This window comes from Gemmatimonadota bacterium (assembly GCA_016720805.1).
GTDB lineage: Bacteria > Gemmatimonadota > Gemmatimonadetes > Gemmatimonadales > GWC2-71-9 > Palsa-1233.
Genome location: JADKJZ010000003.1, coordinates 35867 through 56033, shown reverse-complemented (window position 1 = coordinate 56033; position 20167 = coordinate 35867). Strand labels below are relative to the sequence as shown.

Below are 20167 nucleotides of genomic sequence, written 5' to 3'. Positions count from 1 at the left end.
ACAGCGTGACGGCCGCGGCTGGCGTCGCGCCGGGATATCGCATTGTGTGGGGGCGACGCATGCGTCGCCCCTACCTCGATCACCCCTTCCTGCACCCCAACACCCCCGCCGCGCCCAGGATCTTCTCCAGCGGGCAGAATCCCGTGAAGCTCGATTGCACCAGGTTCACGCCAACGAACGCGGTGAAGTAGTACCACGCCGGGTTCACCCAATGGGCGAGCGCCAACGAGAGCAGGACGAACAGGCCGGCGAAGCGGCGGATGATGCCATCAGGACACATGAGGACTCCCCTCCGGGGGCAGGTGGTGATCAGAGCGTTTGTTCGACCGGCAGCACGAAGGCATGCAGCCGTTCGCCTGGCGGCAGTGCCGCCGACGCGGCGGCGGCGGCGGCCATCACCACCGGCACCTGTGCGCTCTCCACGACGCTGAACATCGCGGAGCCACCGCCAGGGAATGCCCGGGTGCCTTCGTGCCGGCCGGTACGGCCGGCGCCGTGCACCTCGCCAAGGTCGGTGTGACCCGGCAGGCCGAGTCCCTCGACCAGGGCGTGCAACCGCTCCGGATCGGGACCCAGGTAGAGGAAGAGCACGAGCTTCATGACGACGACTCCTGCCGCTCACGGCGGCGCATCAATTCCCAGTACAACAGCGGCACCAACACCATTGTCAAGGCCGTCGCGGCAACCGCCCCGAACATCAGCGCCACGGCCAGCCCCTGGAAGATCGGATCGAGCACCATCACGATCCCGCCGATCACGACGGCGGCAGCGGTCAGCGCGATCGGCCGGAAGCGCACCGCGCCGGCCTCGATCACGGCCCGTTCCAGCGATTCGCCACGCGCCTCCGCCAGCTGGATGAAGTCCACCAGCAGGATCGAGTTCCGGACGATGATGCCGGCCAGGGCGATCATGCCGATCATCGACGTCGCCGTGAAGAAGGCGCCCGTGATGGCGTGCCCGGGGAGAATGCCGATGAGCGTGAGCGGAATCGGCGCCATGATCACCAGCGGGATCGTGTACGACTGGAACCACCCCACCACCAGCAGGTAGATCAGCAGCAGCACCACCGCGAAGGCGAGCCCGAGGTCGCGGAACACTTCGATGGTCACCTGCCACTCGCCGTCCCACTTGAGCGCGAGCTCGTCGAGCTGATCCGGTTGGACCGCGTTGTACCGCGCGATCGCCTGACCATTCACGCGGACGGTATCGAGCGCCGCGTTCATGGCGAGGATCGCATAGACCGGCGACTCGACCACGTCGGCCACGTCCGCGGTGATGTAGATCAGCGGCCGCAGGTTGCGCGACTGCCGAGCCGAGGTCCGCGTGAGCGAATCGACGGTGACGAATCGGCCGAGTGGCAGCGGTCCCGTCGGTGTGGCCACCGGCAGGGCGAGCAACGCGGAGAGGTCCTGTCGATCGGCCGTGGCCAATCGTGGCACGATCATCACCGGCTCGCGCGCACTCGGCTGCGACGCCAGGCCGACCGGCATGCCGGAGAGGCCAAGCGCCAGCACGGAGGTGATCTGCTCGACGGCGACGCCAGCGGCGCCAGCCCGCGCGCGGTCGACCCGCAACGAGAGCCGGTGTTGCGGCGCCTCGACGCTCCAGTCCACATCGACCACGCCCGGCGTCGCCTCCATCACCTGCCGCACGCGCTCGGCGGCGGCGAGGCGCGTGGCGTCATCGGGGCCATACACCTCGGCGACCAGCGTGCTCATCACCGGTGGCCCCGGCGGGATCTCGGCGATCTTCGCGCGCGCGCCATACCGGGTGGCGATCTCCACCACCAGCGGACGGACCGCGACCGCGATCTCGTGACTCTGCCGGCTGCGCTCCCCCTTCGGCAGCAGGTTGACCTGCACGTCCGCCACGTGCGTTCCCTGCCGCAGGAAGTAGTGCCGGACCAGGCCGTTGAAGTTGAACGGCGCGGCCGTGCCGGCATACGTCTGGGTGCTCACCACCTCCGGGACCGTGCGCAGGACCGCCGCGATCTCGTCGACGGCGGCCGTCGAGGTCTCCAGCGGCGTCCCCTCGGGGAAGTCGAGCACCACCTGGAACTCCGACTTGTTGTCGAACGGCAACATCTTCACCTGCACCAGCCGCACGGCCAGCAGCGCCATCGAGGCGAGCAACAAGCCGACGGTGCCGAGGTAGACCAGCCGTCGACGCGACGCGTTCTCGATCAGGCCGCGCATGAGTCGCGAGTAGCGCCCGTTGGCGATCGCCGCCGACTCGGCCTCGGCGTGACCACTCGGCTTCACATGCCCCTTGAGCAGCCGGATCGCCAGCCACGGCGTGATCACGAACGCCACGCCGAGCGAGGCGAGCATCGCCGCCGAGGCACCGATCGGGATCGGCCGCATGTACGGCCCCATCATCCCCGACACGAAGGCCATCGGCAGGATCGCCGCGATCACCGTGAAGGTCGCCAGGATCGTCGGGTTGCCGACCTCGTCCACGCCCTCCACTGCGGCCACGTCAGCGTCCTTCCCGCCCATCGCGAGGTGGCGGTAGATGTTCTCGACCACCACGATCGCATCGTCGACCAGGATGCCGATCGAGAAGATCAGCGCGAAGAGCGTGATCCGATTCAGCGTGTAGCCGAGCAGGTAATAGACGAAGAGCGTCAGCGCGAGCGTGACCGGAACGGCCACCAGCACGACCAGCGCCTCGCGCCATCCCAGGAAGAAGCCGATCAGCACCGTCACCGACAGCGTGGCGAGGACCAGGTGGAGAATCAGCTCCGAGGCCTTTTCCCCAGCGGTCTCGCCGTAGTCACGGGTCACCACCACGGAGACATTCGCCGGGATGATCCGTCCCTTGGCCGCCTCGACCCGCGCGAGCGCGGCGTGCGTCACCGCCGTGGCATTGGCGCCGGGCCGCTTGGCCAGCGCGATCGTCACCGCCGGTGCCGTGCCGAGCGAGTCGGCATACGACACCTGTCGGGTGGCCTCGGCTGGCCCCTCACTGACCGTTGCGACCGCGCCAAGCGGAATCGGGCGACCCTGGCGCGATGCCACGATCACCTGCGCCGCGTCGGCCGCCGTCGTGATCGGGGCGCCGACCTCCACCAGCAGGACACCCTGCGACGTCGTCAATTCACCCGCCTGCATCCGCGCCGTCGCGCCGCGCAGCGCCTGCACCACCTCGCCCGGCGACACACCCGCCGCGGTGAGTCGCGCCGGATCGAGCGTCACTCGCAGCTGGCGCGGCGATCCACCCACCGTGAAGGTCCGCGCCACATCCGGGAGCGTGCGCAGTTCGTCCTCGAGATGCACGGCGATCTGACGCAATCCCTCGGCGTCGAGCCCACCGCCGTGCAGCGTCAGCGCGAGGATCGGGACGTCATCGATCGAGTGGGGTGTCACCAGCGGCGGCGACGCGCCGGGCGGCATGTCGCCCATCGCGGCCATCAACTTGGCGTGCACCTTGGCGACGCTCAGGTCCTGCGGCTCGCCCACCGCAAAGCGGACGGTCGCCATCGCCCAGCCGTCGCCGGCGACGCCATAGACGTGCTCCACGCCGGCGATCTCGCGCATCCGGCGCTCGATCGGCCGGAGGATGGTCTGCTCGACCTCATTCGGTCCGGCGCCAGGGAGCTGCGCCATCACGTCGATCATCGGGACAGAGATCTGCGGCTCTTCCTCACGCGGTGTCGCGACGATGGCCAGCGCGCCCACCGCCAGCGACGCGATCGTCACCAACGGGGTGAGCTTCGAGTGCAGCCACGATGCGGCAATCTTGCCGGCGATGCCCATCACGGCCTCCCGGCGACGGCAGGGACCACGACGCTGTCTGCCGCCGTGAGACCGCCGAGCACCTCGGTCCGATCACCGATCGCGGTACCGACGCGCACCACCGTCATCAGGTCGCCCTGCGCCGTGCGTCGGAGCACCGAGTGCAGATCACCTTCCTGCCGGAGCGCGGCCGTCGGAATCAACAGCGCGCGCCGTTCGGTGCCCGGAAGCCTGAGCGCCGCCGAACTGCCGCCACGGAAGCGCCCGTCGGCGTTGCGCACCACCGCGTTGACCGCATACGTGCCTCCGCTCTCGCGCGCGACGCCCTCGATCTTCGCCGTCGCGGTGTCGCCCTCGATCACCGCGATCACGGTCCGGCCGGGGGTCAGCCCAGCCACTCCAGCCACCGGCACCGTCACCGAGATCCGCAGGTCGCCGAGTCGATCGACCGTCAGCATCGGCGCCCCAGGGGCCACGAAGGCGCCGGGATCGACGAACCGTCGCGACACCACGCCCGCGAACGGCGCACGGATCTCACCGTAGGACGCCACGGCGTCGAGTTCCGCCAATGCCGCCTTCGCGGCCCGAACGCCCGCCTCGGCTCGTGCCAGTCCCGCTTCGGCGGCGTCGAGTGACGCCTTCGGCGCGGCGCTGTCGGCATACATGGCGCGCAGGCGCGTGGCGCTCACCAGGGCGAGTTGCCGCTGCGCCTCGACGTCGGCCAGCCCGGCCTGCGCCTGCTGGCGCTTCGCGGCAAGGTCGCGAAGGTCCAGCCGGACCAGCACCTGCCCCTGCTGGACCTTTGCCCCTTCGAGCACCAGCACGTCCACCACGCTCGCCATCAAGCGAGTCGAGAGTGTGCTGCTCTCCATCGGGGACGCGAGCCCGGTCGCCTCCGTCGTGCCGACAATCATCGTGTCGACGACTGCCATCGCAACGCCGTCAGTGGCGCGCGTCGCTGTCTTCGCCGGTGAGGCGTCGCCGCCGCAGGCTGCCAGCACGAGGGGAAGGCCGATCATCCAGTGTCCGCGCATGGGTGTCACTCCGGGTTCGTGGCCGACGCGTCGAGCGCCTGCGCCAACATGCTGAGATCGCCGCCGCGCAGTCGCGCGACCGTGGCGATCGCCACAATCAGGTCATGACGCGCCTTGGCCTCGCCAAGCTGCGCGCCGAGGTCGGTTGCCTGGGCATCGAGCAGTTCCGCCACCGTGGCCAGCCCGCCGTCGTACTTGCGGACGACGATCCGGTGCGCCTCGGCCGCCTGCGCCGTCCCGCGCATCGCGATTGCCAAGGCCTGCTCGGCCACTCGCACACCGCTTTCCGCCGAGGCGAGCTCCAGCGCGGCCGCCCCCTGCGCTGCTGCCAACCCGGCCTGCGCGGCCGCCTGGTTGGCGCGTGCTTCGCGGCGCGCCGCCAATTCGGCCCCCCCGCTGAACGGCGCCCAGGTCGCCATCACCCCGACGGTCCACATCGGCTTGCCGGCCAGCGGCGACGAGGCGTCGTGCCATTCGTATCGGCCGAAGCCGTTCACGCGCGGCAGCAGCGCCAGGCTCCGCCGATCCGCTTCCTGAGTGGCGGCGTTCACCATCGCCGCAATGGCACTCAGGTCTGCCCGTGTTCCCGCGCCGGCGATCTCTCGGGTGGCCACGCCGGGAATCCGGGAGGGCAACGCGCCAGCGGTGTCGTTGGGCGTGCCGAGCACCAGGGCGAGCTGTTGCCGGGCCAGAAGAGCATCCGCGTCGGCCCGCAGCCGTTGGGTGGCGATGTCGCCGAGCCGCACCTGCGCCAGCAGCAGATCCGACCTGGTCACCAGGCCATTGGCCAGGGCGTTCTCGGCGCGGCGGACGTGCGCCTGCCCGGCAAGGTCCGCAGCGGCGAGGACCCGCGCCTGCTCTCGCGCCAGGACCGCGCCGAAATAGCTGCGAATGACGTCGAGCTCGACGCCGGTCGCGGCCCACTGCTCGCGAGCCGATTCGGCGTCGGCCGCGGCGCGGGCCGCCCGGCGTCCGGCCCAGGCGTCGAGGTTGAGCAGCGGGACCTCCGCCACCATCGCGGCGCCGATGTCAGTGCGTGCCGAGGGTCGGTTCAGTCCGGCGGGGTCAAACGCCTGCGGTGTGACGCCGCGCTGCCGGAGGAGGAAGCCAAAGGCGCCGAGCGGGTCGGAGGTCCGCACCGCGCCGAGCTCGGCCCGAAGGCCGGGCAGGACGCCCTGGTCGGCGCCAGCGGCGCGGGCCGACGCGGCCGCCGAGGCGGCGCGGGCCATTCGGTTCGGAAAGGCGGCGGAATCGGCACGCCGCAGGGCCTCGCTGAGCGTCAGCGCCTGCCCCGACAGGGGGGCAACGCCGACCAGGAGGAGCATGGGGAGCAGAAGACGCTTGGGCATACCTCTACTATATGACCATATGGGAATATTGTCAAGCCACCGATCTCCCGTTCGCCGTCGTCCCTACGGCCCGCTCACCCACCTGACTGGGCGCTCCTCCTCCCATACCGTCTCCTTCGCCACCTTCACCAGCAGGTGGACCCGCGCCGTCCGCGACGCCATCAAAGCCTGCAGCCAGCGGGTGTCGACGATCGCGATCTCGAGCTGGCCCTCCACGTCCCGTACCAGCCCCTGCGCCAGCCGATTGCAACGCAGCACCAGATTGCCGGTGGTCCGATCGCAACTGCGCAGGTCGCCGACGCGGTAGGCCTCCGCGATCGTCGGCACATGCTGCAGGGTGAGCGAGTCGCTCGGCGTGATCACCAGCGCCGCCATGTAGGGGCGCTGATCAGTGATCAGGATCAGGCGCCACTCGAAGCCGGAAAAGGCATCGGCAACGCGGGTGTCGTAGGTGATCGAATCGGGGGAGACCGAGCGGGGAAAGCGGATGATCAGGCCGCGCGTGTTCCAGGTCGTGATCGCCGTGTCGGTGGCGGGCTTCGCCGGTGCCGCGCCCCCCCCCCCGGGGGGGGGGGGGGGGGCGGCGGGGGGGGGGGGGGGGCCGGGGGGGGGGGGGGGGGGGGGGGGGGGGGGGGGGGGGGGGGGGGGGGGGGGGGGGGGGGGGGGGGGGGGGGGGGGGGGGGGGGGGGGCCGGCCCCCCCGCCGCCCCGGGGGGGCCCGGGGGGGGGGGGGGGGGGCCGGGGGGGGGGGGGGGGGGGGGGGCCCCGCGGGTGGGGCTCACCCCGCCTCGCTCCCCGCGCCACGATCACCGCCGCACTCGCATACCCCGTCACGTTGATCGCCGTCTTGAAGAGGTCGGGGATCAGGTCGATCGCGATCAGGATGCCGAGCCCCTCGGCCGGGAATCCGACCGCGAGATAGAGCGGCGCCTGCACCAGGAAGCCGCCACTTGGAATACCCGGCGTGGTGAGCGAGAGCAGCACGGTGCCGACGCCGAAGGTCACCAGCTGGGCAGCGTGCAGCTCGACCCCGTAGAGTGCGCCCACGAAGACCGCGCCGAGGGCCCAGGTAATCGCCGCGTTGAACTTGAAGAGCGACGCCGCCAGCGGCATCACCACGCCGATCACCGGTTCGGGGAGTCGCAGGTGCTGACGCACACCGGTGATCAGCACCGGCAGCGCCGCCAGCGAGGAGCGTGAGGAGAAGGCGATGACCAGCGCCGGCCCGAGCGCCGCGCCGAAGGCCTTCGGCGCCACCCGCCCGATCGCCAGCGTCATCGCGGTGAGCACCACGCCTCCCACGCAGATCGCGAGCGACGTCACCACGAGATAGCGTGCGACCGCCGCAGCGGCCGGCGCGCCCACCTTGGCGCCCAGGCCGTATGCCAACGCGAAGACACCGATCGGGGCCACCAGCAGCACCCAGCGGATGATCACGATCAGCACGTCGGCGATCCCCTGCGCGCCATCACCCTGCCGGCGCCGGACATCCTCCGGGAGGCGCGTCAGCGCGAGCCCGTACAACAGCGCGAAGACCACCAGCGGCAGCAGTGCTCCATCGGCCGCCGCCTTGATCGGATTGGTCGGCACCAGCGAGAGCAGCCACCCCGAGACCGTCAACTGCGCGCCGGCACTCACCGCGTCGGCACTGGCGGAGGCACGCAGCGCGGCGGTTGCCGCCGGATCGAGCGGCAGCCCCGTCAGGAGCAGCGGCGCCAGCGCGGTCATGATCGCGGTGAAGGTGACCAGCAGCAGCAGGAACGTGACCATCGCACGGCCGGTGAGCACCCCCGCCTCGCGCGTGTCACGCGCCTTGGCGATTCCGGCGATCGTCAGCATCACGATCAGCGGCAGGATCGGCATGCGGAGCGCGTTGATCCACAAGGTGCCCAACGGCTCCACCGCACGCAGCACGCCCTCGCTCGGCACCACGATGCCGGCACCGAGTCCGACGACGAAGGCGAGAAAGACCTGCAGCGCCGGATTCATGCGATCACGGGACCGAGACCACCGTCACCGAGAACACCAGGATCGACCCACCCGGAATCGGGCCATAGTCGGACCGGCCGTAGCCGAGTGCGGAAGGAATGATCAACTGCCGGACGCCGCCGACCTTCATGCCGACAATCCCCTGATCCCATCCCGCGATCACCTGCCCCGAGCCCAGACGAAACGAGAACGGCGTCCCGCTCGTGTTGGCATCGAATTGGGTGCCATTGTTGAACGTGCCCGTGTACCGCATCGAGACGTTCTGCCCCACGACCACATCGGCGCCGGTGCCGACGGTGATGTCGCGGATGTACATCCCGCTCGGGAGCTTGGTGGACGCGGCGAGATTGACACCGAGCGCAGGGGCGAAGGTCGTGGTTTCGATCACTTGGGCATCCCGAATGGGGGAGTCAGTGGAGGAACAGGCCGTCACGGCGGCGAGCAGCAGCGCCGGAAGGCGGAGGGTACGGAACATCAGGGGAAACCTCACGTGAGGAAGTAGGGACGACGCCGAAAAGTAGCTCCCTCACGCCATCCCGGGCGGATCGGTGATCAGTTGCAGACGGTGCGGATCGAACCCCTGCGCCAGCGTCGGTTTGACGATCTCGAAGTAGGGAGAGACATCGAAGTCTCGCGGCGTGAAGAGCGAATGATGCCGAATGTGGAGCGCCTCGCGGTAGTCCGCCGCGGCCGCCGGGTCGCGGGGCGGCAGCAGGCGCGCGGTCGGCAGCACCGGGTAGCCGACGCCGTGGAACGCCTCGGCGATCAGCGCGGAACAGATGGCGCGCGTCGGATCGCCGCTGCCAAGCGCCAGCAGGCGGCGACGATAGCGGATCGGCACGGGTGGTGTCGGCCAGAGGTATCGCGCCAGGTCGAGGATGTGCTTCACATCGTAGCGATGGCCCACGTGGGCGAGCGCAAAGTCCAGCACGCGACGAATCTCCTCGACGGTCAGCCCGACCGGTCGGCAGATGCGGGTGTGCAGGGCAGCATACTTCGCCAAGGGCACCAGATGCACGCCATCCACGACATCCGCCTCGAGCAGGATCGACGGTTCCTGGACGGAGGTGACGCCCTGCGCCGGAGCGGCCACGCAGAGGGCGGCATGCGACCACGTCGACTGCGTCGTGTACTTGATCGCCGCCGCAATGCGCGAGCTCCCCTCGACCAACAGCACATCACCGGGGCGGATCGTCAGCGCAAGCGCGCCGGGCGACGCCGTGGTGGCATGCACGCGATCGTGCCGGGGCTTGGTGAGGTAACGTGCCAGTCGGTGCCCGATGCCGTCGAGGAGGATCATCAGTAGCTGCCGCCGCCTCCGGCCCCGCTGCTCGATCCCGACCCCCCGAACGACGATCCCCCGCCCCCACCGCCACCGCCACCACCGCCCGAGCCGCCACTCGACGCGACGATGATCGGCAGCGTGACCATCACCTCCCAGGTCGCCTCGCACGCCTTGCAGCGATAGGCGTCGCGTGCTCGGCCCGTCGACACTGTCGTCGCATGCTCCAGCACCGTCCGCTTCGCCTTGGCGGCTCGACGCTGACACTGCTTGCACGTGGTGTAGCTGGTGAAGAGCGCCTTGTACGGCAGCACGAGGTGCTCGCCGCAATCGCATTCCCAGACATCGTAGTCCACGCTCTTGAGCTGTTCTTCCACGACCTGCCCCGGCACGAGGAAGGCATCATCGTCCGATTCGCCGAGGCGATGCATCCGCCGGCCGCATCGCGGGCACGTTCGCGGGCGTCGACGCCGCATCCCGATCGCGGCCACGACCCAGGCCACCACCGCGGCGAGGCCGCCGGGGATGTACCACCAGTGGAACCAGCCGGTCGGCGGCGGCGGCTCCACCAGGTGCGCGGCGGCGCTGGTGTCGGCGAGCCCTTCGTCATTGGTCAGCCGCGCAGCGATCGCCTCGATGCCTGCCGCGACGGCACCGGCATAGTCGCGCGTCTTCAGCAGCGGAATGATCGCGTCGCGACAGATCGTCCCGCTCGCCGCATCCGTCACGATCCCCTCGGCGCCAGTCCCGGGCGCGATGTAGCACTGCCCCTTCTTGTTCGGCGCCAGTTCTTTCGGCACGATCAGGATCAGCACCCCGACGTCACGCCGCGCCGAACCGATCGGCGCGACACTGCCGACCTTCCAGTCACGGTAGATCGCGACGGCGATGTCGTTAGGGCTGAAATCGCCGATGTCGGGGAGGATCGCCACGGCGATGTCGCCGAAGCCGCCGGCCTGCAGCCCACGAATCCGTGCGTCCAGCGCCGCGTGCGCCGAGTCGGTGAGCACATGGCGCGCATCGGAAATGAACGACGCCGGCGTCGGGACCGGCGGAATGAACTGACGGAGACCTTGGGTCGACTGCTGGGGCAGGACAAGCGACAGCGCCAACGCGAGGTGCAGCACGGCAGGAGCTCCGGGGCGGCAGGTCCTGAAAGCTAACGGGGGGTGAAGGTGAACGGTGAACGGTGAACGGTGGACGGGACGTGAAACGTGAAAGGTGAAACGGGTCCCGGCGCGCGGGCACGTTTCACCTCTTACGTCTCACCGGTTACTGGTCACGGGTCACCCGCGACCGTTCACCGTTCACCCTCTAGAACGTATACCCCGCCGTCCACATGATGAACGCCGTGGTATTGCCATCCTTGCTGGCAGTCAGGTAGCGGCCCTCGAGGTAGAACTTCTTGAGGCCGACGCCGACGCCGCCGCCGAAGGCGAGCGCGCCTTCAGCATCGAACTTCACGCCGTTCACTTCCACCTTGCTCGAGAGGTACCCGACGGAACCGATCACATAGGGGACGGCACTCGCCTCGGCGGTCAGGTTGTAGGTGAGCGAACCGAAGCCGCCCATCATCGTCGTCTTGCCGTCGACATTGTTCTTGAAATTGTTCTGGCCGAACAGCCCCTCGGCCCAGATCGACATCCGCTTGTCGGCGGACTGGTACGGCCGGAAGCCGGCGTTCGCGACCCAGCCCATCTTGGCGCCGTCCCCGAAATCACCCATCGGGGTGGTCACGCCGGCCCCGACGAAACCCTGGGCAGAAAGCGGCGCGGTGGCGAGAGCGAAGCCGGTCAGGAGCAAGGCGGCTGAGAAAACACTTCGACGCATGGTACCTCCAGTGGAACGGAGGAAATGGGGACGGGTCTGTCCCCGGTGCCCGGCGTCGGTCGACGTCGAGCCGGATGCCGGGATCGGCATCCTGTCGAGTCCGTCAGGGGGCGACGGCGCAAAAAGCGACGATTCCAATATTGGGGTCGAGTCCCCGGTGCGCCAGAGGGCGGTCCGACCCTTATCTTTGCCCGGTCGCCAGGGGCATCCCGCGCCACGTCCGGCGTGGGATTGAGAGGTACCCTTCGAACCTGACCCGGCTCATACCGGCGGAGGAAGGCGACCCAGCACGAGGTCCACCCCCATGGCCACTGCCCTGATCCCCGGCTCGTCGTTCGCCGACGCCTTTCCCTGCTCCGAAAAGGTCCACCTCCTCGGTCCCGACGGCGTGCGCGTCCCGGTCCGCGAGATCACCCTCGCCGACTCCCCCGACGGCACTCCGAATCCGCCGCTCCGGGTCTACGACACCTCCGGGCCGCAGGGCGTCGATGTCCGACAGGGGCTCCCCCCGATCCGCGACCCGTGGATCCGCGCCCGCGCCGTCGAGCTCCGCCCCGAGCGCGATCAGGCCCTCGGCGTCGCGATGCCGGAGGGACTCCGTCGCACCGTCGTCCGTGGCACCGCTCCGGTGACGCAGCTGCACTACGCCCGGAAGGGGGAGATCACCCCCGAGATGGAGTTCGTCGCCCTCCGCGAGGGGCTCCCGGCCGAGTTCGTGCGCAGCGAAATCGCCCGCGGCCGCGCCATCATCCCGGCCAACATCAATCACCCCGAAGTCGAGCCGATGATCATCGGCCGCGGCTTCCACGTGAAGATCAACGCCAACATCGGCAACTCGGCCGTCGTCTCCTCGATCGAGGAAGAGGTCGAGAAGCTCCGCTGGTCGACGCTCTGGGGCGCCGACACGGTGATGGATCTCTCCACCGGCAAGGACATCCACGAGACGCGGCAGTGGATCCTCCGCAACTCGCCGGTGCCGATCGGCACCGTCCCGATCTATCAGGCGCTCGAAAAGGTCGGCGGTATCGCCGAGGACCTGACCTGGGAGGTCTACCGCGACACGCTGATCGAGCAGGCCGAGCAGGGCGTCGACTACTTCACCGTGCACGCCGGTGTGCTGCTCCGCTACATCCCGATGACGGCCAACCGCATGACCGGCATCGTCTCGCGCGGCGGCAGCATCATCGCGAAGTGGTGCCTGGCGCACCACCAGGAGTCGTTCCTCTACACCCGCTTCCGCGAGATCTGCGAGATCATGCAGGCGTACGACGTCTCGTTCTCGCTGGGCGACGGCCTGCGCCCCGGCTCGATCGCCGACGCCAACGACGAGGCGCAGTTCGCCGAGCTCAAGACGCAGGGCGAGCTGACCAAGATTGCGTGGGAGTACGACGTGCAGGTGATGAACGAGGGCCCCGGCCATGTGCCGATGCACCTCATCAAGGAAAACATGGAGAAGCAGCTCGAGTGGTGCGGCGAGGCGCCGTTCTACACCCTCGGGCCACTCACCACCGATATCGCGCCCGGCTACGACCACATCACCAGTGCCATCGGCGCCGCGATGATCGGCTGGTACGGCACCGCGATGCTCTGCTACGTGACGCCGAAGGAACACCTCGGCCTCCCGAACCGCGACGACGTGAAGACCGGCGTCATCACCTACAAGATCGCGGCGCATGCCGCCGACCTCGCCAAGGGCCACCCGAGCGCGCAGCGCCGCGACGATGCCCTCAGCAAGGCGCGCTTCGAATTCCGCTGGCGCGACCAGTTCCACCTCGCGCTCGACCCGCAGACCGCGCTCGCCTATCACGACGAGACGCTGCCCGCCGAAGGCGCCAAGATCGCGCACTTCTGCTCGATGTGCGGACCGAAGTTCTGCTCGATGCGGATCTCGCAGGACATCCGCGACGCCGCCAAGGCCGGGATGGCCGAGAAGTCGGCGGAGTTCCGGGCCAAGGGGAGTGAGATTTATCTGTAACCGGTGAACGGTGAACGGTGAACGGTGAACGGTAGTGAGTAGGGTGGCACCCTTTCCCTCCCGACCACCGCGACCCGTTCACCGTTCACCGTTCACCCTCTCGTTACGGCCTCCCCTTGAACATCTCATACAGCTGCGTGTGCTTGGTCTCCAGCGGCACCATGCGGCCGTCGATGAAGAGGTACTTCGTCTCGGTGCGCGCCTCGAGCATGTCGCCGGTGGTCACCACGACGTTGGCGATCTTGCCGACCTCGAGCGATCCCAGCTTGTCGCCCACGCCATAGATCTCGGCGGGCCACAGGGTGACGCTCTTGAGGGCGTCTTCGTGGCTGAGACCGAATGCGGCCGCGACACCCGCCACGTAGGGGAGGTCGCGCGTGTCGGGCGTCTCTTCGCCGGAGGTGATCGCGAAGCGCACTCCCGCCGCCGCGAGTTTGGCCGGCAGCGTGTAATTGATGTCGTACGCATCATCCTCGCGGCTCGGCAGGGCGCGCACCCCGGTGAGCAGCACCGGGACGTTCTTCTCCTTCAGCAGCGCCGAGACCTGCAGCGCATCACGGCCGCCGAGGATGATCGGCCGGATCTTCTGCGAGTCGGCGAAGGCGATGATGTCGCGGATGTTCGCGGCCGTGGTGCCGGCGATCAGCACCGGCATCGTGCCGTTCACCACCGGCAGCAGCGCTTCGAGCGCGAGGTCGTGGGTCGGCCGCGGGAGCGCCTTGTCGGCCTCGGCCGCCGTGATCGCCTTGCCGTAGGCGCGCGCGTCGTCGAGCAACCGCTTGAGCGAGTCGCGCTGCGCGGTTGCCGCGCCAGCACCGCCGCCACCGCCGCCGAACCCACCACCACCGCCGAACCCACGCCCGCCGCCGCCACCGGGCAGCGTGAGCACCATCGCGGCCTGCGGCACCACTGCCATGGTCGGCGGCGTGTCACCCGCCAGGTTCATCAGCGCCGCCGCCCCGGCGATCACGCCGCCGCTCGGCCGCGACAGGATGTGGGTGATTCCCACCACCCGCGTCACGCCGATGATGGCACTGTGCGGATTGAAGCCGTTGATCGCGCGCGCCTGCGGGTTGAACGACCCCACCTCGCTGGCGTCCATCGTGGCATTGGCGCCCTGCGGAATCTCCGAGAGGCCGATCTCGTTGGCGGCGTCCATCATCCCGGGATAGACCGAGAGGCCGGTGCCGTCGATGATCTGCGCGCCGGCGGGAATCGTCGCGTCGGCGCCGACCGCGGTGATCTTCCCGCCACTGATCACCAGCGTGCCGTTGGCGATCTCCGGGCCGCTGACCGGAACGATCCGCGCATTGCGAATGGCGAACGTCCCCTGCGGACCCGGGCGCGGATTGAAGGAGCCAAGCTGGGCCGTGAGCGGCGAGGCCGCGAACAACGCGATCGCCGCGCTCGTCGTGGCAGAACGGATGAGGCCGCGCATCAGCGGTTCTCCTTCGAAGGCAGGGCGGGAGGGGCGCCGGCGCCACCGCGGCCACCGGCGCCGCCGCGGCCGCTCGGGGCCTGGTTGGGTTCGGCCTTCTCGAGTTCGGTGCGCTCGGCGACGCGCGCCGCGCGCTGCTCGGCGTCCATCGCCTTCGAGAAGAAGAGCTCGCCATCGATGAAGGTGTAATCCGGCGAGGCATAGACACTCAGCGGGTGCGCATTCCACAGCACCACGTCGGCCTCCTTCCCCACCTCGATCGAGCCGACGCGGCTCTCGAGGCCGAGCTGCGCCGCGCCGTTGTAGGTGATGATGCGGAGCGCCTCGTCCTCGGTCAGTGCGCCGTAGCGCACCATCTTCGCGGCATCGATGTTCAGGCGGCGCGCCCGGCCGTCGTCATCGGAGTTGATCGTGGTCAGCACGCCGTGGCGCATCAGGATCGCGACGTTGTACGGGATCGCATCGTACGCCTCGATCTTGTAGCCCCAGCTGTCGGCGAACGTCGAAAGCCCGGCGCCGTGCTTGGCGATCTCGGAGGCGATCTTGTAGCCCTCGAGGCCGTGCTGCAGCGTCTTGATCTTGAAGCCGAAGTCATCGGCCAGGTTGAGCAGCATCAGCATCTCGTCGGCGCGATACGAGTGCGCATGCACCCACCGCTTCCCTTCGAGCACCTCGACCAGCGGCTCGAGCTCGAGGTCGCGCCTCGGCGCAATCAACCCCGCCTCCTTCTTCGCGAGTCGCGCCCGATAGTCGGCCCAGGCCGCCTGGTAGTCGCGCGCGCGGGTGAAGGCATCGCGGAGGATGACCTCCTGCCCCATGCGCGTCGTCGGATAGCGGCGCGGGGCGGCGGGCTGCCCCTGCACGATCACCGTCTGGCTGTTCTTCCGGGTCACGTTCTCGCCGAGGGCGAACTTGATCCCCGGCATCGCGCCCGGCACCAGCATCTCCTGCGCCGTGCGCCCCCACTTGAGCTTCACCACGGCGTTCTGCCCGCCGATGGTGTTCGCCGAGCCGTGCAGGATGTTGAGCATCGTGGTGCCGCCGGCGAGCGCGCGATAGATGTTCGGCGCCGTCGGATTGAGCACATCGGCGATCCGCACCATCGACGTCACCGAGAGCGAGCCCTCGTTGGTCGCGTCGCTCATCATGTGCGAGTGCGGGTCGATGATCCCCGGCATCAGGAACTTCCCCGTGCCGTCGATCGTCGTCGCGCCGGCCGGGGCCGTCAGGTTCTTCCCGATCTGCGCGATCTTGCCGTTCTGGAGCAGCACGTCGGTGCCGGCGAGCGTCCCCTTCGTCACCGTGAGGACGGTGGCGTTGCGGATCAGCGTCGCGGGGGCCGCGGCGCGCGGCGCCTGACCCGACAGCGCGGGCGCGGCCAGCAACAGCGCCAGCGCCACGGCGGACTTCATCATGGGTGCCTCGAAAGTGGTGGTCATCTCAGCGCTCCTGGCTGCCGGTGAAGCGCGACGTGCCATGGCCCTGTACCGCGACCTCGCCGACGAGGGCGTCGCCCCGCCGCGTGCCGCGGAACTGCGCCCGTTCCAGTCCGTCGTGATGCATCAGCCAAGCGGCGAAGCGGAAGGTGCCGTCCGCCGCGATGCTGCCTTCCTCGAGCACGGCCGACCCGAAGGTCCCCTCGAGCATGCCACCGAGCGACGCGCCGTCCTGCGTCAACGTGAAGGTGACCTCACGCTCGGCGCCGTCGAAGGCGATCCGCGCGGTCCACTGGCCATCGAGGGTGCCCGGGCGCCCGCCACGACCACCGCCATTGGCGCCGCCGCCCGCCGCCGGGGCCGTCGCCGGAATCGCAATCGGCTGGCCATCGATGAAGAGCTGCTGCACCGTGCTGCCCGCGACGAAGAGATCGCCCTTGGTGATGGTGAGGTTGGCGATCCGCCCCGCCTCGAGTGCACCCACCCGATCGGCGATGCCGAAGAGCTGCGCCGGCGTCGTCGTCATTGCCTTGAGCGCCTGCTCGGTCGTCAGCCCACCGCCGACGGCGCGGCGGACATTCGCGAGAAATTCGGGGAAGGCCCCGCCGGAGGTGAACGCGTAGGTCACGCCGGCGGCCTGCAGCACCGCCGGACCCTTCGGCGCCTCGACCCGCTCGCGCAGCACGCGCAGCGGATCGGGGTCGGCGTCCGCGGCCGGCGTCGTCGTGCGGCGCGGGAAGTTGACCGTCAGCAGCACCGGGACGTTCTCCGCCTTGAGCCGTCCCGCCACCTTCCACGCCTCGGTCCCGCCCGCGATGATCACGCGCAGGTTGAACTCCTTCGCGAGGTCGAGCGCGCGCTCGATTTCGCGCTGCGTGTTGGCCAGCATCACCATCGGCTGCTGCCGCGCGAGCACCGGCTGCAGCGCGGCCAGCGACGGATCGTACGCCGGCCGCACCATCCCCTTCGGGCTGCGCGCGTACGCCGCGGTCAGGTCGCGATAGCGCTGGGCGTCGAGCAGCTCCTGCCGGATCGCCGCGAAGACGCCGAACAGCGAGCCCGGGAAAGCCGCCCCCGCCGCCGCCGCGCGAGAACGCCAGCTGCTGCGTCATGCCGCTCTTCACGATCATCGCCGAGACGTCGGTGCCGTCGAGGTTGATCACCGCCGACTGGCCGCGGAAGACGCCGCCGCCGATCGAGGTGAACGCCGTGGTGAAGCCGGCCGCATGCGGCGCCGTGAACGCGGCCGCGTCCGGCCCGAGCTCATTGACGACCGCGAGTTCCGGCTGCAACCCCACGGCCTGAGTCGAATTCGGTGCCCGCGGTGCCGCGGCGCCACCGCCGCCTCGACCACCGCCGCCGCCCGGGCCACCCGCCCCGGCGGCCGCGGGCGTCGCCGTGGGGAGGCCGAGCGTGCCGAAGCCGTCGATCAGGCCGGGGTAGATCGTGAGCCCGGTGCCATCAATCACGCGGGCATCGGCAGGCACGGCGACCGTCGCGCCGACCGCGACGATCAGACCGCCACGGATGACCACCGTGCCCTGCTCGATCACCGGCGACGAGACCGGGACCAGGCGGGCGTTGGTGATGGCGTAGGCCGCCGAGGCGGTGCGCTGGGCGGAGAGCGGCGATGCGATCGTGGCGACGCACGTCACCACCCCCGCGACGCGGAGCAGCGAGACCATAGAGTTGATTCTCCGAGGGGAGGACGACACGGGACCGATCGACGATCCGTGACGGGTGGAACGCCATGCGTTGAGCCGGCGCGATAACTTACTGCGCCGCCGCGATTGGCGCATTCCCCTGGAGAGCCGTCATGCTGAACTCGCTCGCTCGTGCCACCGCCCTCACCGCCATGCTGATCCTCCCCCTCGCCGGCCAGGCACCCGTCGAGTGGCCCCAGCACTCGATGACGCGCCCGAAGCCGCCGATCGTCCATCCCGGCCCCGCCGGCGCCCCGGTCCCCCCGCCCGCCGATGCCATCGTCCTCTTCGACGGCAGCTCGCTGGCCGCGTGGCAGACCGCCAAGGACTCTTCCGGCGGCGCGGCCCCCTGGCGGATCGTCGGGAAGGCGTTGGAGGTCGTCCCCGGCACCGGCACCATCCGGACCCGGCAGCCCTTCGGCGACGTCCAGCTCCACCTCGAGTGGCGGACCCCCAAGGAGGTCAAGGGGACCGGTCAGGAGCGCGGCAACAGCGGCGTCTTCTTGATGGGGCGCTACGAGGTCCAGATTCTCGATTCGTGGGAAAACACCACCTACGCCGATGGCCAGGCGGCCTCGATCTACGGCCAATTCCCTCCCCTGGTGAATGCCTCCCGGGCCCCCGGGGAGTGGCAGAGCTACGATATCGTCTTCCGCCGCCCGATTTTTGACGCCGCTGGCCTCCTCGCCGTCCCCGCCCGGATGACCGTCTTCCACAACGGAATCCTGGTCCATCAGGAGGCGATCCTGCTGGGGCCTACCAGCAACGGCGTCCGCACCCCCTACACCGCCCACCCCGACCGGCTGCCCATCGCCCTGCAGGACCACGGCGTCACTGTACAGTTTCGGAACATCTGGCTCCGTGAACTGACCACGCCAGGCCCGTAAGTCACCCCGGGAATGGCCGAAGCGTGAACAATCGCCCGGGTCGGGGCGTATCACTCCTGAGCATGGGTTGCAGGAGGCCGTCTGTCGTCATTCCGTGGGACAGGTTGTTAGGTTGCTCCGTGCGAAACACCGTCCCCGACCTAGGAATTTGCGTGCCTTTCAGCAGTCTCGACCTGCATCCCGACCTCCTGCGCGGCATCAAGGAACTCGGCTTCACCCGACCGACCCCCATCCAGGCGGATGCCATCCCGCCCGCCTTGGCGGGTCGCGACGTGCTCGCGTGCGCCCAGACCGGCAGCGGCAAGACTGCGGCCTTTCTGTTGCCGATTCTGCACAACCTGATTGCCAAGCCGCGCCGGACCACCCGGGCGCTGGTCCTGACGCCGACCCGGGAACTGGCCGCGCAGATCCTCGCCGACCTGAACGATCTCGCCGTCCACACCCCGATCACCGGCGCCGCCGTCTTCGGCGGCGTGGGGATGGGACCGCAGGAGCACGCCTTCCGCAGCGGCGTTGACGTCATGATCGCAACCCCGGGCCGGTTGCTCGACCACTTCAAGTCGCAGTACGGCAAGCTGCCGGGCATCGAATACCTGGTCCTCGACGAGGCCGACCGGATGCTCGACATGGGCTTCCTCCCGGACATCAAGCGGATCCTCAAGCACGTGCCGGCCAAGCGCCAGACGCTCTTCTTCTCGGCCACCATGCCGGCGCCGATCATGACGCTGGTCCGCGAGATGCTGAAGGATCCGGTGCTGATCAACCTCGAGCGGCAGTCCAAGCCGGCCGTCGGCATCACCCAGGCGCTCTACCCGGTGGCGCAGGAGCTGAAGTCGACGCTGCTGCTCACCTTGTTGCAGCGCGGCGAGATGCAGGAAGTCCTGGTCTTCACCCGCACCAAGCACCGCGCCAACCGGCTGCACGCCTTCCTGAGCAAGCACGGCATTCCGGCGGAACGGATCCACGGCAACCGCTCGCAGGCCCAGCGGACCGAGGCCCTCGCCGGCTTCAAGAAGGGGAAGTACCGCGTCCTCGTCGCGACCGACATCGTCGCCCGCGGCATCGACATCGAAGAGCTCGGCCACGTGGTGAACTTCGACGTCCCGCTGGTCCCCGAGGATTACATCCACCGGATCGGCCGGACCGCGCGCGCCGAGGCGACCGGCGATGCCTTCACCTTCGTGGCCCCGGAAGAAGAGAGCGAGTTGCGCCAGATCGAGAAGGTGCTCAACAAGCGCCTTCCGCGCGTGACCGTCCCCGATTTCGATTATCGCGCCAAGCCCGAGGCCACGCTCGAGGTCCCGCTCGCCGAGCGGATCGCCGCGATCCGCGCCCGCAAGTCGGATGAACGTGCGCGCGCCAAGGAAAAGGCCGCGCGTCGTGCCTCCCAGCCTGGCGCCGCCCCTGCCGCCCCCGCCGCCCCGCGCGGCGATCGCCCGCGTGCCTCGTCGGCGCGCGGACGCACCACCAAAGGACGCCGCCCCTGATGGCTGACCACGCCATGATCA

The 20167-nt window shown here is 69.5% G+C and carries 19 protein-coding genes and 1 riboswitch; of the genes, 5 read left to right on the top strand and 14 right to left on the bottom strand.

Annotation, left to right across the window (positions count from 1 at the left end; genetic code table 11):
- Nucleotides 1-79: 79 nt before the first annotated feature.
- The 11 genes from IPP98_04945 to IPP98_04895 form a co-directional block, all read right to left on the bottom strand.
- Nucleotides 80-280, bottom strand: coding sequence for a DUF2892 domain-containing protein (locus IPP98_04945; protein ID MBL0178460.1), 201 nt, complete (start codon nt 278-280; stop codon nt 80-82).
- A 29-nt stretch (nt 281-309) separates the two neighbouring features.
- Nucleotides 310-600 (bottom strand): hypothetical protein, encoded by a 291-nt coding sequence (locus tag IPP98_04940; protein ID MBL0178459.1) that lies wholly within the window; start codon nt 598-600, stop codon nt 310-312.
- Nucleotides 597-3758 (bottom strand): efflux RND transporter permease subunit, encoded by a 3162-nt coding sequence (locus tag IPP98_04935; GenBank protein MBL0178458.1) that lies wholly within the window; start codon nt 3756-3758, stop codon nt 597-599. The genes IPP98_04940 and IPP98_04935 overlap by 4 nt, the downstream gene beginning before the upstream one ends.
- Nucleotides 3758-4771, bottom strand: coding sequence for an efflux RND transporter periplasmic adaptor subunit (locus IPP98_04930; protein MBL0178457.1), 1014 nt, complete (start codon nt 4769-4771; stop codon nt 3758-3760). Before IPP98_04930 ends, IPP98_04935 begins: the two co-directional genes overlap by 1 nt.
- A gap of 5 nt (nt 4772-4776) precedes the next feature.
- Nucleotides 4777-6120 (bottom strand): TolC family protein, encoded by a 1344-nt coding sequence (locus tag IPP98_04925; GenBank protein ID MBL0178456.1) that lies wholly within the window; start codon nt 6118-6120, stop codon nt 4777-4779.
- 63 nt (nt 6121-6183) lie between these two features.
- The gene (locus tag IPP98_04920; protein ID MBL0178455.1) at nt 6184-6495 is read right to left on the bottom strand and encodes a hypothetical protein; all 312 of its coding nucleotides are present in this window, start codon (nt 6493-6495) and stop codon (nt 6184-6186) included.
- A 116-nt stretch (nt 6496-6611) separates the two neighbouring features.
- Complete coding sequence (locus IPP98_04915) at nt 6612-8108, bottom strand: dicarboxylate/amino acid:cation symporter (protein ID MBL0178454.1); 1497 nt, start codon at nt 8106-8108, stop codon at nt 6612-6614.
- A 4-nt stretch (nt 8109-8112) separates the two neighbouring features.
- Nucleotides 8113-8583 (bottom strand): FKBP-type peptidyl-prolyl cis-trans isomerase, encoded by a 471-nt coding sequence (locus IPP98_04910; GenBank protein ID MBL0178453.1) that lies wholly within the window; start codon nt 8581-8583, stop codon nt 8113-8115.
- A 51-nt stretch (nt 8584-8634) separates the two neighbouring features.
- Complete coding sequence (locus IPP98_04905; GenBank protein ID MBL0178452.1) at nt 8635-9408, bottom strand: lipo-like protein; 774 nt, start codon at nt 9406-9408, stop codon at nt 8635-8637.
- Nucleotides 9408-10517, bottom strand: coding sequence for a TPM domain-containing protein (locus tag IPP98_04900; protein MBL0178451.1), 1110 nt, complete (start codon nt 10515-10517; stop codon nt 9408-9410). The genes IPP98_04905 and IPP98_04900 overlap by 1 nt, the downstream gene beginning before the upstream one ends.
- A gap of 187 nt (nt 10518-10704) precedes the next feature.
- On the bottom strand, nt 10705-11220 hold the full coding sequence (locus IPP98_04895; GenBank protein ID MBL0178450.1) for a hypothetical protein: 516 nt from the start codon (nt 11218-11220) through the stop codon (nt 10705-10707).
- A gap of 190 nt (nt 11221-11410) precedes the next feature.
- A riboswitch (TPP riboswitch) is annotated at nt 11411-11515 on the top strand.
- Nucleotides 11516-11524: 9 nt separating this feature from the next.
- Between IPP98_04895 and thiC the strand changes: the two genes are divergently transcribed.
- On the top strand, nt 11525-13195 hold the full coding sequence (thiC, locus tag IPP98_04890) for a phosphomethylpyrimidine synthase ThiC (protein MBL0178449.1): 1671 nt from the start codon (nt 11525-11527) through the stop codon (nt 13193-13195).
- 103 nt (nt 13196-13298) lie between these two features.
- Here thiC and IPP98_04885 read toward each other — a convergent pair whose 3' ends face one another.
- Genes IPP98_04885 through IPP98_04875 form a run of 3 tightly spaced genes read right to left on the bottom strand, consistent with a single transcriptional unit; the run spans nt 13299 to nt 17030 of the window.
- The gene (locus IPP98_04885) at nt 13299-14633 is read right to left on the bottom strand and encodes an amidohydrolase family protein (GenBank protein ID MBL0178448.1); all 1335 of its coding nucleotides are present in this window, start codon (nt 14631-14633) and stop codon (nt 13299-13301) included.
- Complete coding sequence (locus IPP98_04880) at nt 14633-16072, bottom strand: amidohydrolase (GenBank protein MBL0178447.1); 1440 nt, start codon at nt 16070-16072, stop codon at nt 14633-14635. The genes IPP98_04885 and IPP98_04880 overlap by 1 nt, the downstream gene beginning before the upstream one ends.
- 1 nt (nt 16073) lies before the next feature.
- Nucleotides 16074-17030: an amidohydrolase family protein gene (locus IPP98_04875; GenBank protein MBL0178446.1), complete on the bottom strand. Its 957-nt coding sequence runs from the start codon at nt 17028-17030 to the stop codon at nt 16074-16076.
- A 149-nt stretch (nt 17031-17179) separates the two neighbouring features.
- Between IPP98_04875 and IPP98_04870 the strand changes: the two genes are divergently transcribed.
- From IPP98_04870 to IPP98_04855, 4 genes are all read left to right on the top strand, one after another.
- Nucleotides 17180-17374 (top strand): hypothetical protein, encoded by a 195-nt coding sequence (locus IPP98_04870; protein ID MBL0178445.1) that lies wholly within the window; start codon nt 17180-17182, stop codon nt 17372-17374.
- Nucleotides 17375-17524: 150 nt separating this feature from the next.
- The gene (locus IPP98_04865) at nt 17525-17665 is read left to right on the top strand and encodes a hypothetical protein (protein ID MBL0178444.1); all 141 of its coding nucleotides are present in this window, start codon (nt 17525-17527) and stop codon (nt 17663-17665) included.
- 220 nt (nt 17666-17885) lie between these two features.
- A complete protein-coding gene (locus IPP98_04860; protein ID MBL0178443.1) occupies nt 17886-18659 on the top strand; it encodes a DUF1080 domain-containing protein in 774 nt (257 codons plus the stop codon).
- A 62-nt stretch (nt 18660-18721) separates the two neighbouring features.
- Nucleotides 18722-20146, top strand: a complete 1425-nt coding sequence (locus tag IPP98_04855) for a DEAD/DEAH box helicase (GenBank protein MBL0178442.1) — start codon at nt 18722-18724, stop codon at nt 20144-20146.
- The last annotated feature ends 21 nt before the right edge of the window (nt 20147-20167 follow it).